The organism is Nocardia sp. 149-1B, from assembly GCF_057747975.1.
In genome coordinates, this window is record NZ_CM173233.1 from 2,632,086 (window position 1) to 2,647,569 (window position 15,484).

A 15,484-nucleotide genomic window follows, 5' to 3' on the forward strand; every position below is an offset into this window, starting at 1 on the left:
ACCAGAGGAGGAGAAGGGCCAGGTCACACCTGCGGCATGACCTCCGCGGCGACCAGCCGCAGGTGGTCGAGGTCGGCCAGGTCCAGCACCTGCAGGTAGAGCCGCTGGGCCCCCAGCTCGGCGTACCGTCCGATCTTCTCGACGACCTCCGCGGGCGTGCCCGCGAGCCCGTTGACGCGCAGCTCGCCGGCCTCCCGCCCGATGGCCGCGGCGCGCCGTTCGACCTCGGCCTCGTCGGCGCCCACGCACAGCACCAGCGCGTTGGACCAGGTCAGCTCGTCGGCGTCACGGCCCTGCGCCGCACAGGCCTCTCGCACCCGGGCGAACTGGGCGGCGGTGGTCGCCTCGTCGACGAACGGCAGGTTGAACTCGTCGGCGTAGCGGGCGGCCAGCTCCGGCGTACGCCGCTTGCCCAGGCCGCCGATCAGCACCGGCGGCCTGGCCTGGACGGGCTTCGGCAGCGCCGGCGACCCCTCCAGCTGGTAGTGGGTGCCCGCGAAGTCGAACCGCTCCCCAACCGGCGTCGCCCACAGCCCGGTGATCACCGCGAGCTGTTCCTCGAACCGGTCGAAGCGCTCGGCGGTGCTCGGGAACGGGATGCCGTACGCCGTGTGCTCCGCCTCGAACCAGCCCGCCCCGATGCCGAGCTCGACCCGGCCGCCGCTCATCTGGTCGACGTTCGCGACCGAGATCGCGAGCGGGCCGGGGTGGCGGAACGTCGCGCTCGTCATCATCGTGCCGAGCCGGATCGTGCTCGTCTCGCGGGCGAGACCCGCCAGCGTCACCCAGGCGTCGCTCGGCCCGGGCAGGCCGTCGGTGCCCATGCCCAGGTAGTGGTCGGACCGGAAGAACGCCCCGAAGCCGAGTCGCTCGGCCTCCTGGGCGACCCGGACCAGGTCGTTGTAGGTGGCTCCCTGCTGGGGTTCGGTGAAGACGCGCAGCTCCATGGCGACAGCCTGTCAGGCGCGCACAAGCACCACGCGGGCGTACCCCTCGTGCTGCTCGCGGGTGGTCTCGCGCCACTCGGTGCGGTCGAACGCCGGGTAGAACGCGTCGCCGGCGGGCTCGAGGTCGACCTCGCTGAGCACCTGCTCGTCGGCGTACGGCAGCGCCGACGCGTAGACCTGGCCACCGCCGGCGACCATGACCTGACCGTCGAAGGTGTCGGCGAGCGCGAGCGCCTCGGCGACGCCGTGGGCGACGAGCACCCCGTCGGCCGACCAGCCGGCGGTGCGGGTCAGCACGATCGTGGTGCGGCCGGGCAGCGGCCGGCCGATCGACTCGTACGTCGCGCGGCCCATCACCAGCGTGTGGCCCCAGGTCAGCCCCTTGAAGAGCCGCTGCTCACCCGGCAGCTGCCAGGGGATGTCGGGGCCGTTGCCGATCACGCCGTTGCGCGCAACGGCGGCGACCATCACCACGCGCTTGCCACCGGGAGTCATCCGGAGGTCAACCAGCGCTCAGACCGCAATGGGGGCCTTGATCCCGGGGTGCGGGTCGTAGCCCTCGACCGCGATGTGCTCGAGGTCGAACGCGTCGATCTCGGTGACTGACGGGTCGAGCACCAGCCGCGGGAGCGGCCGCGGGTCGCGGGTCAGCTGGAGGCGCGCCTGGTCGAGGTGGTTGGTGTAGAGGTGCGCGTCGCCGAGCGTGTGCACGAAGTCCCCGACCTCGAGCCCGGTGACCTGGGCGACCATGTGGGTGAGCAGGGCGTACGACGCGATGTTGAACGGCACGCCCAGGAACACGTCCGCGGACCGCTGGTAGAGCTGGCAGCTGAGCCGGCCGGGGCCGGATGCCTGCGGGGCCACGTAGAACTGGAACATCGTGTGGCACGGAGCGAGAGCCATCTCGGGCACGTCGGCGACGTTCCACGCCGACACGATGTGCCGCCTGGAGTCCGGGTTGTCGCGGATCTGCTCGATCACCTGGGCGATCTGGTCGACGTGCCGACCGTCGGGGGTCGGCCACGACCGCCACTGGTAGCCGTAGACCGGCCCCAGGTCGCCGTTGTCGTCGGCCCACTCGTCCCAGATCGTGATGCCACGGTCCTGGAGCCACTTCACGTTGGTGTCGCCGCGCAGGAACCACAGCAGCTCGCCGAACACCGAGCGGGTGTGCACCTTCTTCGTGGTCACCAGCGGGAAGCCCTCGGCCAGGTCGAACCGCATCTGGTGGCCGAAGACGCTCAGCGTCCCGGTGCCGGTGCGGTCGTCCTTGGGCACGCCCTCGTCGAGGATGCGCTGGAGGAGATCGAGGTAGGCCCGCACGAAGGTGAGCCTAGTGGGCCGGACTCACAGATCCACGGATCCTGAGACAGTGGTGCGGGTGTCCCCGCCTACCCAGATCTGGCCGTCGACGGTCTCGACGTGCACGCGGCCGGCGCGCCCCAGGACGGTCCCCTGCGAGGCGACGTACGACGCGGGCAGCCGGCGCCCCGCCAGCCACTGGCCGACCCCGGCGTTGAGGCTGCCGGTGACCGGGTCCTCGGGCATGCCGTAGCCGGGGCAGAACGCCCGCACCTCGACGGCGGCCGGTCCCCGGGCGTATTCACCCACGACGCCGATCTTGAGGTCGCCGAACGCCGCGAGGTCCGGCTCGAGGGCGAGCACGGCCTCCGCGTCGGGGAGCAGCACGCCCACCCACCCGGGGCCGTTGTCGATCCACGCGGCATCGCGGAGGTCCTCCCGCGAGACCCCGAGCACCGCCGCGATCCGGCCCAGGTCGGCCTCGTCGACCGGACCGGACCGGGTCAGCGGTGGCGCGGCGAAGGACAGCCGGGCGCCCGTGCGCACCTGCACGAGCCCGGCACCACACTCCTGAACCACGACGCCCTCGGCGGCGGGGATCCCACCGGCCTCGAGCCACGCGTGCGCGCTGCCGAGCGTGGGGTGGCCGGCGAAGGGCAGCTCGCCGCCCGGGGTCCAGATCCGCAGGCGATAGTCGGCGCCCGGCAGCGTCGGGGAGAGCAGGAACGTGGTCTCGGACAGGTTCGTCCAGCGGGCGAAGGCCGCCATCTGGTCGTCGGTCACGCCGTCGGCGTCGTGGACGACCGCGACGGGGTTGCCGAGCAGGGGCTCGCTGGAGAACACGTCGACCTGGCTGAAGCGCATGCGCGGATTGTGGCAGTGCGGGCTCAGTGCGCGAGGAGGGGCCGCTCCCCCGCGCGCGCCAGCGGGATCACGTCGTGGCAGACCATCGGGTCCAGGTCGCAGGTGCGCAGCACGACCAGCGGCGCGGTGTTGCCGTCGAGGTCCGGACCGGACGCGAGGTCGGCGATCGGGACGACCAGATAGCTGATCGTGTGGTTGGGCCCGAACGCCGCGTCCAGGGCGAGCTCCCCATGGTCGAGCCCGGAGTGCACCCGTCTGCCCGAGCGGACGTCGTACACCACCGGCCGGAAGGGCACGCCGCCGTCGCCGGCTCGGGTCAGCACGAAGCCGGCGCCCGGCGAGATCTCCGCGCCGGTCCCCGGCCGGTGGAACGAGAGGCTGTAGACCGCTTCCGTCACCTCGATGCCGCCCGGCACCGCGTAGGCCTGCGACCCGGACTCGACGGCGAGGAGGTGCGGCTGCTGGAGCTCCTGCGGGTCCTGACCGGGCTCCCACTCGAACTCGCCCTCCGGCGTCGCGTAGAAGACCCGCGCCTGGTCCACCGCGATCAGGGTCGAGCCGACGGGCAGCTCGCGGGTCGCGAAGTCCCGGTGGGAGACGAGGTTGTGGACGACCAGGCGAGGTACGGCGCCGGTCGGGTCGATCCACGCGACCCAGTCGGTCTGGTCCGCCGCGGCCACGGTGCCGTCGACGCCGGTGCGTCCGAGATCGGTCGCCTTCCCGTCGCCGGCCACGAAGATCACCTTCCCCGCGGCGTCGGTGACCACCGCTCCGTCACCGACCGCGACCAGCTGCTCGATCGCGGGCATCTCGACGGTGACCCAGGTCAGGTGCAGGCGGCCTCCGGCGTACCACGCGACGTCCACGGGGTTGTGCTGACGTACGACGGTCCAGCGCAGGTCGGAGGACTCCGGAGCCGGGCGGGTCGCCAGCCACCCGACCGCACCCACGGCGGCCACCGCAGCGGCGACCGAGGCAGCCACGACCCGGCGGTGCCGGCGCAGCTGTGCACGGGACTCGGCGACGACGTCGTCGAAGGGTGGCGGCAGGACCTCGATCGACTCCCGCGCGAGTCGGAACACCTCGGCCGCCGCGAGCTCGCTCATCGCCGGGTCACCGCCCGGTCATCTCGCGCAGGGCGGCGAGGTCGATGTGCGCGAGCGCCTGGGCCGTCCGGCCCCTGATCACGCCGTTCGTCACCTCCAGCACGTCGGCGACCTGTGCCTCCGACAGGTCGGCGACGAACCGCAGCACCAGCACCTCGCGCTGCTCCGGGGCGAGCCGGTCCAGGTCCGCCTCGAGCGCGCGGCGCAGCAGCAGCGCGTCGCCGGGGGCGGCAGGGCCGGCCTCCGGGTCCGGCGCGACGGCGTCCGCGGTCTCGCCCCGCCGGTGGACCCACCGGCGGCCCTGCCGGCTCCTGTGCCAGCACTCCAGCACCACGCGGTAGACGCAGACGTCGACGTCGTCGGCCTCGAGCACGGTGTCCCAGGCGGCGTAGCAACGCGCCAGTCCCGTCCGGGCGACGGACTCCGCCTCGGGCCGGGGGCTCCCGAGGAGCACCAGCGCGCGAACGAGGAACGGCCAGCGCGCCGCCATGTAGGCGACGAAGTCGGCGTCGTTCCGCATGACACCATCTTTCTCCTCCCCGGCGCGACCGGCCAGGGCAGAAAGCCCGCGTCTCGCGGGATCGCTCTTGGCTCGGACTCCAGACGGTGTGGTTGCGGTGGGCGCGCGGGCTGCGGCACCAGGGACGTCATACGGATGGTGTGTCCGCCTGCTCCTTCCGTATGACGTTGCTGGGCGCTCGCGGCCCGGCTGGCCGCCTACGCGTGCAGCGACATGGGGCCGTAGACCCGGCGCTCCTGCTCGAACAGGGTGACCGCGTCGACGCCCTCGGCGGCCAGGTCCGGCCAGACCTCGCCCACCCACGACTCGGCGTCGGCCTGGCTGGCGAACCGCTCCTCCGCGAGGTCCGGACCGACGCTCACCTCCTCGCCCGAGGCGTTCTCGAGGCGCCACCACCACGGGCGCTCGGCGGGCGACGGCGGCCGGAACGTCGGCGGCTGGTCGGGCAGGTTCATCTCAGGCCTCCCGCACGGACGGGTCGACGAAGGGCGGCTTCACGAGCTGGAAGACCTCCCGGCGGCCCCGGATGTCGACCCCGACCTCGGCGTCCGGGGCGACGAACGACGGCACCAGCGCCAGGCCGATCCCCTTGCGCAAGGTCGGGGAGAACGTGCCGGAAGTGACCTCGCCCAGGAGTACGTCGGGGGTGAGGCTGACGCTCATGTGCGGGCGCGGGATGCCGCGCCCCGTGGCGACCAGGCCGCGGAGCTGGCGCTGCGGACCGGCCGCCCGCTCGGCGGTGAGGATCTCACGACCCCAGAACGCATCCTTGGACCAGCCGACGGCCCAGCCCAGGCGCGCCTCGTTGGGGGTCACGGCGAGCGAGATGTCCTGACCGTGCAGCGGGTAGCCCATCTCGGTGCGCAGGGTGTCGCGGGCCCCGAGCCCGCAGGCCAGCATCCCGAACTCCTCGCCCGCGGCGAGCAGGGCGTCCCAGAGCGGCTCGGCGACCGCGTTGGGGGCGATCAGCTCGTAGCCACGTTCGCCGGTGTAGCCGGTGCGGCACACGACGACGGTCTCGTCGGCGAAGGTCTGCTCGGCGAAGGACATGTAGTCGTGCCCGGTGGGCAGTCCGACCTTCGCCAGCACCTCGTCCGAGCGGGTGCCCTGCACGGCGAGCACGACGAAGTCGCGGTGCCGGTTGGTCACGGTCACCCCGTCGGGGGCGGCCGCGGACAGCCGGCGTACGACCTCGGCGGTGTTGGCGGCGTTGGGCACGAGCAGCACCCGGTCGTCGTCGTGGAGGTAGACGATCAGGTCGTCGACCACGCCACCGGTCTCCTCGTCGCAGCACAGCGTGTACTGCGCCTGACCCGGCCCGATCCGGCCCAGGTCGTTGGTGAGGGTGCTGTTGACGAACGCCGCCGCACCCGGGCCCTCCACCGTGGCCTTGCCGAGGTGGCTGACGTCGAAGATGCCGACGGACTCACGGACCGCGGTGTGCTCCTTGACCACCCCGGTCGAGTACTCCAGCGGCATCGACCAGCCGCCGAAGGCAGCGAACTTGGCCCCGAGGGCCTCGTGCCGGGCGTGGAGCGGGGAGTGCAGCTCGTGGTTCTGGTCGCCGTCCTGGGGGTCCACCATGGCGCGAACCTACCGCAGCCTCGCGCACGAACGACGGGACTATCCTTCCCCGGTGACGTCGTACACCCTGCGCAGCGCCAGCCCCGCCAAGACCCGCAGCGAGGCCGTGGTGGTGGGGGTCGTGCAAGGTGCCAAGGGCCCGGAGCTGGCCGAGGGCGCCGAGGACGTCGCAGCCGCCTACGGGCGCAAGCTGCGGCCGCTGCTCGCGACGCTCGGGGTCAAGGGCAAGGCGGGCGAGGTGACCAAGGTGCCCACCGGCGGAGCGCTGACCACTCCCCTGCTCGTGCTGGTCGGGCTCGGCGGCACCCCGGACACCGACGCCGTACGCCGGGCCGCCGGCGTCGCCGCTCGAGCCGTGACCAACGCGGCCTCGGTGGCGATCGCGCTGCCCGCCGGCACCCCCGAGCTCGTCCGGGCCGTCGCCGAGGGCTACGAGCTGGGCGGCTACACGTTCACGACGTACAAGAAGTCCCGCGACTCGGAGAAGGCCGATGCGCCCGCCGACGTGATCGTGCTCAGCCCGGCCGCCCGCAAGAAGGAGGTGGTCGCGGCCTTCGAGGAGGCCCGCATCGTGACCGCTGCGATCGCGACGACGCGCGACTGGGTGAACACCCCGCCGGTCGACCTGACTCCCCCGGCCTTCGCCGACGCGGTGGCCGCGGCCACCAAGGAGCTCACCCACGGTCGCGGAGCGCCCCAGGTCTCGATCCGCGTTCTCGACGAGGCCGAGCTGGCCGAGCTCGGTTGCGGCGGCATCCTCGGCGTGGGGGCGGGCTCGGCGGCACCGCCGCGGCTCGTCGAGCTCAGCTATGCCCCGAAGGACGCCGAGCGCCACGTCGCGCTCGTCGGCAAGGGCATCACCTTCGACTCCGGCGGTCTGACGATCAAGCCTGCGCAGAGCATGGGCGAGATGAAGTCCGACATGGCCGGCGCGGCCGCGGTCGTGCAGGCGACGTTCGCGATCGCCCGGCTCGGCCTGCCCGTGCGGATCTCGACGTACGTGCCGATGGCCGAGAACATGCTGTCGGGCGCGGCGATGCGACCGGGTGACGTCCTCACGATCTATGGCGGCACGACCGTCGAGGTGCTCAACACCGACGCCGAGGGCCGGCTGATCCTCGCCGACGCCCTGGTCCGCGCGACCGAGGCGGAGCCCGACGTGATCCTCGACGTGGCGACGCTGACCGGGCACATGGTGGTCGCGCTCGGCGACCGGGTCGGCGGCGTGATGGGCTCACCGGAGGTCGTGGACGACGTGCTCGCGGCCGCGGCCACCGCCGGCGAGGAGATGTGGCCGATGCCGATCCCCGAGGTGATGCGCGAGCGGATCACCTCGAGCCGGATCGCCGACCTCTCCCAGCACGACTGGATCCGGTGGGGCGGCGGGCTGTACGCCGCGGCCTTCCTGCGCGAGTTCACCGGGGGCCTGCCCTGGGCCCACCTCGACATCGCCGGGCCGTCGTTCAACTCCGGTGGTGCGTGGGGCCACGTCACCCCCGGCGGCACCGGCGTCGCCGTCGCGACCCTGGTCGACTACGTCCGGGCGCTAGCCTGACGCGTCAGAGCCCGCCCTCGAGCTTCTTTCGCCGGTTGTAGTCGCGCATCCGCTGCGGGATGCCGACCACGGCGGCGTCGTACGACGGCACCTGGTGGCCGTTGCAGAAGTCGTGCGCCCAGGCGACCGACGGCACGCGGCGCCGGGTCCACTCGCCGTCGTGCGCCACGAGCAGGAGCGTCACGTCGCTGACCGCGGTGCGCGGCTCGACGAAGCCCTCGACCCCACGACGCTCGGCGACCCAGGCGTGCAGGTGCTCCTGGTCGACCGAGTCCGAGGCGCGCACCCGGGTCGACCCGGTGCGGAACGCGTCACGCGCCGGCCGCCGCATCTTCGTTCCCGGGCCTCGTCGGAACCGGTCCATCCATGACATGGCGTCCAGTGTGCCAACAACCCGGGCGAAGCCCGCGACGGATCGCCGGGATGTGACTCTCCAGTAGCCCCTGGCATGCCGTCCGCAACCCTGGAGGCCGGTGTGGACACATTGGGCACAAGTGCAAGGATGGGCGAGTGGCCGACGCCGACTTCGACGTACTCATCCTCGGTGCAGGCTCGGGTGGTTACGCCTGCGCACTCCGCGCGGCACAGCTGGGCCTGACGGTGGGTCTGGTCGAGAAGGCCAACCTGGGCGGCACCTGCCTGCACATCGGCTGCATCCCGACGAAGGCTCTCCTGCATGCCGCCGAGGTCGCCGACCAGGCGCGTGAGGCCGAGTCGTTCGGCGTCCGCGCCACCCTCGAGGGCATCGACATGGCGGGGGTCAACGCCTACAAGGACGGCGTGGTCTCCCGGCTGTTCAAGGGGCTGACCGGGCTCATCAAGGGCCGGGGCATCACGGTGATCGAGGGCGCCGGCAAGCTCACCGGTCCCCGCACCGTCACGGTCGGCGACACGACGTACTCCGGGCGGCACGTGGTGCTCGCCTCGGGCTCCTACGCCCGTTCGCTCCCCGGCCTCGAGATCGACGGCGAACGGGTGATCACCTCCGACCACGCGCTGCGCCTCGACCGGGTGCCTGCCTCCGTCGTCGTGCTCGGCGGCGGCGTGATCGGCTGCGAGTTCGCCAGCGTGTGGCGCAGCTTCGGCGCCGAGGTCACGATCGTCGAGGCGCTGCCGCGCCTGGTCGCGGTCGAGGACGAGGCGTCGTCGAAGGCGCTCGAGCGTGCGTTCCGCAAGCGCGGCATCAAGTTCTTGACCTCCACGCCGTTCCAGAGCGTCAAGCACTCCGACACCGGCGTGGTCGTGACCGTCGAGGGCGGCGACACCATCGAGGCGGACCTGCTGCTCGTCGCCGTCGGCCGCGGGCCGGTCACCGAGGGCCTCGGCTACGACGAGCAGGGCATCACCATGGACCGGGGGTTCGTCCTCACCGACGAGCGCTGCCGCACCAACCTCGAGGGCGTGTACGCCGTCGGCGACATCGTGCCGGGCCTCCAGCTCGCCCACCGCGGCTTCCAGCAGGGCATCTTCGTGGCCGAGGACATCGCCGGCCTCGACCCGAGTCCCATCGACGAGTCCGGCATCCCGCGGGTCACCTACTCCCACCCCGAGGTCGCCTCGGTCGGGCTCAACGAGTCCCATGCGGCCGAGGCCTATGGCGCCGACGGCATCGAGACGCTGACCTACGACCTCGGCGGCAACGGCAAGAGCCAGATCCTCAAGACCCAGGGCTTCGTCAAGCTCGTGCGCCGCAAGGACGGCCCGATCGTGGGCGTCCACATGGTCGGCGACCGGGTGGGCGAGCTCATCGGCGAGGCCCAGATGATCTACAACTGGGAGGGGTACCCGGAGGACGTCGCGCCGCTCGTCCACGCACACCCCACGCAGAACGAGGCCCTCGGCGAGGCCCACCTCGCCCTGGCCGGCAAGCCACTCCACGCTCACTCCTGACCGATCCACCAGCATCTCCCCGACACGCAAGCGAAGGAAGTCCATGGCCACCGAAGTCAACCTGCCGGCACTCGGCGAGTCCGTCACCGAAGGCACCGTCACCCGCTGGCTCAAGCAGGTCGGTGACACGGTCGCGGTCGACGAGCCGCTGCTGGAGGTCTCCACGGACAAGGTCGACACCGAGATCCCCTCCCCCATCGCGGGCACGCTGCTGGAGATCCGGGCCAACGAGGACGACACCGTCGAGGTCGGCGCGGTCCTCGCGGTGATCGGCGACGCGAACGAGTCCTCGGCCGACTCCGGTGCCGGCGAGTCCGGCGGCCAGCCCGAGGCGCAGCCCGAGGCCCAGCCGGAGCCCGAGGAGCAGAAGGCCAAGGAGCCGGCGGCCGCCGCCGAGCCGGCGCCCGCCGCCGAGGAGGCCGAGAAGCCGGCCGCCGAGACCAAGCCGTCCGGTGGCGCCGGCACGTCGATCACGCTGCCCGCTCTCGGGGAGTCGGTGACGGAGGGCACCGTCACCCGCTGGCTGAAGTCGGTGGGCGACGACGTCGCCGTCGACGAGCCGCTGCTGGAGGTCTCCACCGACAAGGTCGACACCGAGATCCCCTCGCCGGTCGCCGGCACGCTCCTGGAGATCAAGGTCGCCGAGGACGAGACCGTCGAGGTCGGCGCCGAGCTCGCGGTCATCGGGTCCGGGCAGCCCGCTCAGTCGGCTCCCGAGCCCGAGCCCGAGCCCGAGCCGGAGCCCGAGCCGGAGCCCGAGCCGGAGCCCGCGAAGCAGGAGCAGACCCCGCCGCCGGCATCGGCACCCCAGGCCGAGCCCGTGCGTCCGGCCGCGGAGGCCCCGAAGCCCGCAGCCCAGCCCTCGGCCGCGCCTGCCGCGTCCGGCGACGGTCCTGGCTACGTGACCCCGCTGGTGCGAAAGATGGCCGCCCAGCACGGCGTCGACCTCTCCCAGGTCGCCGGCACCGGTGTGGGTGGCCGGATCCGCAAGCAGGACGTCCTGGACGCCGCGCGCGCCCAGGAGGTCGCCCAGCAGCAGGCCGCGCAGCCGGCCCCCGCCGCTGCGGCCGCGCCCGCCGCATCGTCCGCTGCTCCGGCGGCACCGTCGGGCACGCCGTCGCCGCTGCGCGGCACGACCGTGAAGATGTCGCGGCTGCGCAAGATCATCGCGTCCCGGATGGTCGAGTCGCTGCAGACCTCCGCCCAGCTCACCCAGGTCGTCGAGGTCGACGTCACCAACATCGCGCGGCTGCGCGACAGCGTGAAGCAGGACTTCCTCGCCCGCGAGGGCGTGAAGCTGTCGTACCTGCCGTTCTTCGCCAAGGCGGCGATCGACGCGCTCAAGACCCACCCGGCGCTGAACGCGACGATCGACACCGAGGCCGGCGAGGTCACCTACTACGACCGCGAGAACCTCGCGATCGCCGTGGACACCGAGAAGGGCCTGATCACCCCGGTAATCAAGGACGCCGGCGACCTGTCCATCGCGGGTCTGGCGAAGAAGATCGGCGACGTCGCCCAGCGCACGCGCACCAACAAGATCGGCCCCGACGAGCTCTCGGGCGGCACGTTCACGATCACCAACCTCGGCAGCGTGGGCGCGCTGTGGGACACCCCGATCGTGAACAAGCCGCAGGTCGCGATCCTCGGCCCGGGCGCGGTCGTCAAGCGTCCGGTCGTCATCGACGACCCGAACCTCGGCGAGACGATCGCGGTGCGCTACATGGTCTACCTGGCGCTGACCTACGACCACCAGCTGGTCGACGGCGCCGACGCGGGCCGGTTCCTGACCGACGTCAAGCAGCGTCTGGAGTCGGGCCAGTTCGAGGTGTGACCCCTGATCCATGCCGAGTCGGCGCAGTCTGAGCCTCAGACTGCGCCGACTCGGCATTTCGGGTGGCGGTCGGCGGCCTCCGAGGTCTGGTCGTCGCGGGACGTCATACGGATGGTGTGTCCTGTTGCCCTGCTGCTCAGAACGTATGACGTCCCGGGGGCCCGCAGCTCGCGTGCCGACCGCAACCACACCGTCTGGCGGCCGGCCCAGAGCGGCCTTGAGGCGCCTGGTGGAGGACGGACAATGGCGCCACCGGGAGGACACCGACCCACCACACATCCAGCCCGAGAGCCCGACACGGCATTTGCGGCCCCGTGACAGGCTGACCGCATGCCGCTGAACGTCGTGATCGCCGGTGCGTCCGGCTTCCTGGGCACCCACCTGAGCGCCGAGCTGCGCGAGCGCGGCCACTCGGTCGTCGCGCTGGTGCGTCGGCCCGCATCCGGTCCGGATGAGTCGACGTGGGACCCGTACGCCGCGGTCTACGACCGCACGGTCATCGAGGCGGCCGACGTGGTGGTCAACCTGGCCGGCGCGCCGACCGTCGGCAACCCTCACTCCGCTAAGTGGGCCCGCGAGCTGCGCGAGAGCCGGGTGACGACGACCCGCGTCCTGGCGCGCGCCATCGCGGACAGCGCGCACAAGCCCGCGTTCCTCGCGGGCAACGCGATCGCCTGGTACGGCGACCACGGCGAGCAGGTCGTGACCGAGGAGAGCGAGAGCGTCGGCAACAGCCTCCTCACCCGGGTCACCCGCGAGTGGCAGGACGCCGCCACGCCAGCAGCCGACGCGGGCGCGCGCCTGTGCCTGCTGCGCACCCCGCCGGTGATGGATCGACGGGCTGCCCCGCTCAAGCAGCTGCAGCTGGTGACCCGGCTCGGGCTGGGAGCGCGCCTGGGCGACGGGCGCCAGCGGATGGCCATGGTCTCGCTGCGCGACTGGGTCGGCGCGGTGGCCTTCCTGGTCGAGCACGAGACCGCCAGCGGCCCGTTCAACATCTGCTGTCCCCAGACCCCGACCAACGCCGAGTTCACCCAGGCGCTCGCCCGCGCGGTGCACCGCAAGGCGTTGCTCGCCGTACCGCGGCTGGCGATCCGAGCAGGCGCCGGCGACCTCGCCCCGGAGGCCCTGGGATCGATCAACCTGCGCCCGGCCGCGTTGGAGGAGGCGGGCTACCGCTTCCGCGACCGCACGGTCGACGACGTGGTCGCAGCCGGCCTGGGGATCACAGCCTGAACCCGGTCTCCAGGTGCCCCAGCTGCTGGTCGAGGACCTCGATCTGCTCGCGCAACGACAGCCCGGAGAGCGCCAGCGACGAGAGCATCACCCCCATGATGGCGCCGCTGACGGCGACCGACTCCGGGTCGTCCAGAGGCCGCGCGGTGCGCTCGGCCACGAGCTCGATCAGCTGCTGGGTGGAGTCGATGAGGAACTCCGCGAACGCCCCTCGCAGCTCCGGCTCGGAACGCAGGAGGGCGTTGCGCTGGATGGCCGCCTCCTCCTGGTCGGACGGGATGTCTCCGAACGTCGAGCGCACCGCCGTACGCATCGCCGCCACCACGCCGAGCTCGGCCGGTTGAGCGCGGAAGTTCGCGATGAACACCGGGTCGAAGTCGTCGGTGAGCACGAGGGACGCCTTGGTCGGGAAGTAGCGGAAGAACGTGCTCGGCGAGACCTCGGCGGCCTCGGCGATCTGCTCGACCGTCGTCGCGGCGTAGCCCTTCTGCTCGAACAGCACCAGGGCGCGCTGCTGGATCTCGAACCGGGTGCGGGCCTTCTTGCGCTCGCGCAGGCCGGGCGTGCGCGGGGTCCGGTCCTCAGCCGATCGGGTCGTGCTCATGGACCGAGTCTGCCCTGACCGTCGACGCTGCGTTCTCGCGACCCGCCAGCGCGAGCACGGCGAGCGCGGCGCCGGCGAGCGCCAAGATCGAGGAGACCCACAGCGTCAGGTCCATGCCGTGCACGAAGGCCGACCGGGCCGCGTGCAGCAGGTCCGCCGACCCGAGCCGGTGGGCGATCCCGGTCGCTGCCACCACGCTGTCCCGCGCGGCCGCCGCCAGGTCAGGACTGAGGTCCCTCAGCGGCGGCGCGTCGGTCGCGAGCTGGCCTCGGTAGCCCGAGTTGAGGACCGAGCCGAGGATCGCCGCACCGAACGAGCTGCCGACCATGCGGAGCGCCTGAAGCACCGCGGACCCGACGCCCTCGGCGTCCGGGGGAAGCACGCCGAGGGCGGCGTCCATGGCCGTGGGCAGCGAGAGCCCGAGCCCGGCGCCACACACGACGGTCCACCCTAGGGCCGCCCAGCTGCCGTCGCCGACGGCGGTGGTGGCTCCCCAGGCCAGCCCGGTCGCGAGCACGACCATGCCCGCGGCGACCGTCCACCGCTGGCCGATCCGCTGGGCGAGCACCCCCGAAGGCAGTGCGGTGAGCAGCATGCCCCCGATCAGCGGCAGCAGCCGGACGCCGCTGCCCTCGGCGTCCAGGCCGTGCACGGCCTGCGTGTAGAGCGGGAGGGTGAACAGCAGACCCATCATCACGAAGGAGACCACCGTCGCCACGACCGCACCACCGGAGAACGCGCGGTCCGCGAACAGCCGCAGGTCGACCAGCGGGACGGCGGCGCGGCGCTGCCACCACACGAAGACCGCGACGAGTGCGAGGCCGGCGAGCACGAGGAGCATGGAGCGCCCGTCGGTCCACCCGTGGTCCCCCGCCTCGATCACGCCGTAGCTGAGCACGGACAGCGACGCGGCCGACAGGAACACCCCGCCCAGGTCGACGCGGCCGGTGGCCGAGCCGCGCGACTCCGGCATCAGCGCACGCACGGCGAGCAGACCGATCGCCACGACGGGCACGTTGATGAGGAAGACCCAGCCCCACCAGGCGTGGCTGAGCAGCCAGCCGCCCAGGAGCGGGCCGAGGGGGAAGCCGAGCATCGTCACCGACATCAGCACCCCCAGGGCGCGGGGACGCTCCTCCTCGGTGAAGAGGTACGGCGCCGCGGCCAGCGCCATCGGCAGGATCGCGGCGGCACCCAGACCCAGGACCACGCGGGCCACGATGAACGTCGTCGGTCCAGTCGCGACGGCGCACCCCACGGAGCCGAGGCCGAAGACACCGAGTGCGGCCAACAGGATCCGGCGACGGCCCCACCGGTCGCCCATCATCCCCGCGGGGATCATCGCGGCGGCGAACGCGAGCGAGTACGCGGTGACGAACCACTGCAACTGCCCGGTGGTCGCGTCGAACTCGCCACCGAGCGTGGGGAGCGCGACGCTGAGGACCGTGCCGTCCAGACCGACCGCGAGCACCGCAGGCACCAAGGAGAGGAGCGCCCACCACCGGCGGGGTGACTGCTGGATCGGTGTGGGCATGGCGGCCTCCAAGATTGTGATAGTCACTGTCAGGTTTGATGATGACCGAACTGATAGTCACTGTCAATATCTCCCACCGACCTGACCCGCCACTCCCCTGCCAGTCGGACCAACACCAGCCGGCGGGTCGAAACGGCGTCGCGTGGCAGCCTGCGGCGCACGCCGTCGCCGACCGCGACGGCCGAGGCGACCCGGTCGCTGACCACGAGCACGAGCCGGCCCGGCGTACGCCGCCGCGTCTCGACCGAGAGCAGCTGCATCCGCAGGTGCTCGACCCGCAGACCGCGCTGCCGCCAGGTCTGCAGCATCGCCACGTCGGCGTCCCCAGCCCTGCTCCCGGGCGTGTAGAGCCGCCGCAGGGCGCCGGGGTCGCCGGCCGCCCACACCGCGGCACGACGCGCATCCCAGTGGTGCAGCACCTCCGCGGAGGTCGCGGGCGTGGCGGCCGGCGACAGGCCGAGCACGGCCGCCAGCAGCAAGGACAGGAACGTCATCGCCGACTCCTACC

The 15,484-nt window shown here is 72.5% G+C and carries 16 protein-coding genes; 4 read left to right on the forward strand and 12 right to left on the reverse strand.

Annotated features, from left to right (window positions below):
- Positions 1-23: 23 nt before the first annotated feature.
- From AC3ANS_RS12660 to gcvT, 8 genes are all read right to left on the reverse strand, one after another.
- Positions 24-947 (reverse strand): LLM class F420-dependent oxidoreductase, encoded by a 924-nt coding sequence (locus AC3ANS_RS12660; RefSeq protein ID WP_488291945.1) that lies wholly within the window; start codon positions 945-947, stop codon positions 24-26.
- 12 nt (positions 948-959) lie between these two features.
- Positions 960-1,442 (reverse strand): dihydrofolate reductase, encoded by a 483-nt coding sequence (locus AC3ANS_RS12665; protein ID WP_488291946.1) that lies wholly within the window; start codon positions 1,440-1,442, stop codon positions 960-962.
- Positions 1,443-1,460: 18 nt separating this feature from the next.
- A complete protein-coding gene (locus AC3ANS_RS12670; protein WP_488291947.1) occupies positions 1,461-2,270 on the reverse strand; it encodes a thymidylate synthase in 810 nt (269 codons plus the stop codon).
- A gap of 24 nt (positions 2,271-2,294) precedes the next feature.
- Positions 2,295-3,113 carry a PhzF family phenazine biosynthesis protein gene (locus AC3ANS_RS12675; RefSeq protein ID WP_488291948.1) on the reverse strand — a complete coding sequence of 273 codons (819 nt, stop codon included), beginning with the start codon at positions 3,111-3,113 and terminating at the stop codon, positions 2,295-2,297.
- A gap of 23 nt (positions 3,114-3,136) precedes the next feature.
- The gene (locus tag AC3ANS_RS12680; protein ID WP_488291949.1) at positions 3,137-4,219 is read right to left on the reverse strand and encodes a hypothetical protein; all 1,083 of its coding nucleotides are present in this window, start codon (positions 4,217-4,219) and stop codon (positions 3,137-3,139) included.
- A gap of 7 nt (positions 4,220-4,226) precedes the next feature.
- Positions 4,227-4,739 carry a sigma factor-like helix-turn-helix DNA-binding protein gene (locus AC3ANS_RS12685; protein ID WP_488291950.1) on the reverse strand — a complete coding sequence of 171 codons (513 nt, stop codon included), beginning with the start codon at positions 4,737-4,739 and terminating at the stop codon, positions 4,227-4,229.
- 197 nt (positions 4,740-4,936) lie between these two features.
- Positions 4,937-5,194, reverse strand: a complete 258-nt coding sequence (locus tag AC3ANS_RS12690; protein WP_488291951.1) for a hypothetical protein — start codon at positions 5,192-5,194, stop codon at positions 4,937-4,939.
- A gap of 1 nt (position 5,195) precedes the next feature.
- Positions 5,196-6,323 carry a glycine cleavage system aminomethyltransferase GcvT gene (gene gcvT, locus AC3ANS_RS12695; RefSeq protein ID WP_488291952.1) on the reverse strand — a complete coding sequence of 376 codons (1,128 nt, stop codon included), beginning with the start codon at positions 6,321-6,323 and terminating at the stop codon, positions 5,196-5,198.
- Between the two features lie 52 nt (positions 6,324-6,375).
- On the opposite strand from gcvT, the gene AC3ANS_RS12700 reads away from it, so the two are divergent.
- Positions 6,376-7,878 (forward strand): leucyl aminopeptidase, encoded by a 1,503-nt coding sequence (locus AC3ANS_RS12700; RefSeq protein ID WP_488291953.1) that lies wholly within the window; start codon positions 6,376-6,378, stop codon positions 7,876-7,878.
- Between the two features lie 4 nt (positions 7,879-7,882).
- Here AC3ANS_RS12700 and AC3ANS_RS12705 read toward each other — a convergent pair whose 3' ends face one another.
- The gene (locus AC3ANS_RS12705; RefSeq protein ID WP_488291954.1) at positions 7,883-8,251 is read right to left on the reverse strand and encodes an oxidoreductase; all 369 of its coding nucleotides are present in this window, start codon (positions 8,249-8,251) and stop codon (positions 7,883-7,885) included.
- A 137-nt stretch (positions 8,252-8,388) separates the two neighbouring features.
- Here AC3ANS_RS12705 and lpdA point away from each other — a divergent pair, with 137 nt between their 5' ends.
- From lpdA to AC3ANS_RS12720, 3 genes are all read left to right on the forward strand, one after another.
- Positions 8,389-9,768, forward strand: coding sequence for a dihydrolipoyl dehydrogenase (lpdA, locus tag AC3ANS_RS12710; RefSeq protein ID WP_488291955.1), 1,380 nt, complete (start codon positions 8,389-8,391; stop codon positions 9,766-9,768).
- A 43-nt stretch (positions 9,769-9,811) separates the two neighbouring features.
- Positions 9,812-11,602: a 2-oxoglutarate dehydrogenase, E2 component, dihydrolipoamide succinyltransferase gene (sucB, locus tag AC3ANS_RS12715; protein ID WP_488291956.1), complete on the forward strand. Its 1,791-nt coding sequence runs from the start codon at positions 9,812-9,814 to the stop codon at positions 11,600-11,602.
- A 330-nt stretch (positions 11,603-11,932) separates the two neighbouring features.
- The gene (locus AC3ANS_RS12720; protein ID WP_488291957.1) at positions 11,933-12,838 is read left to right on the forward strand and encodes a TIGR01777 family oxidoreductase; all 906 of its coding nucleotides are present in this window, start codon (positions 11,933-11,935) and stop codon (positions 12,836-12,838) included.
- On the opposite strand, the gene AC3ANS_RS12725 is transcribed toward AC3ANS_RS12720, so the two are convergent.
- From AC3ANS_RS12725 to AC3ANS_RS12735, 3 genes are read right to left on the reverse strand one after another with little or no spacing between them, the layout of a single operon-like run.
- A complete protein-coding gene (locus AC3ANS_RS12725; RefSeq protein WP_488291958.1) occupies positions 12,828-13,442 on the reverse strand; it encodes a TetR family transcriptional regulator in 615 nt (204 codons plus the stop codon). The genes AC3ANS_RS12720 and AC3ANS_RS12725 overlap by 11 nt on opposite strands.
- A complete protein-coding gene (locus AC3ANS_RS12730) occupies positions 13,420-14,976 on the reverse strand; it encodes an MFS transporter (protein WP_488291959.1) in 1,557 nt (518 codons plus the stop codon). The genes AC3ANS_RS12725 and AC3ANS_RS12730 overlap by 23 nt, the downstream gene beginning before the upstream one ends.
- A 29-nt stretch (positions 14,977-15,005) precedes the next feature.
- Positions 15,006-15,470: a hypothetical protein gene (locus AC3ANS_RS12735; RefSeq protein WP_488291960.1), complete on the reverse strand. Its 465-nt coding sequence runs from the start codon at positions 15,468-15,470 to the stop codon at positions 15,006-15,008.
- Positions 15,471-15,484: the final 14 nt, after the last annotated feature.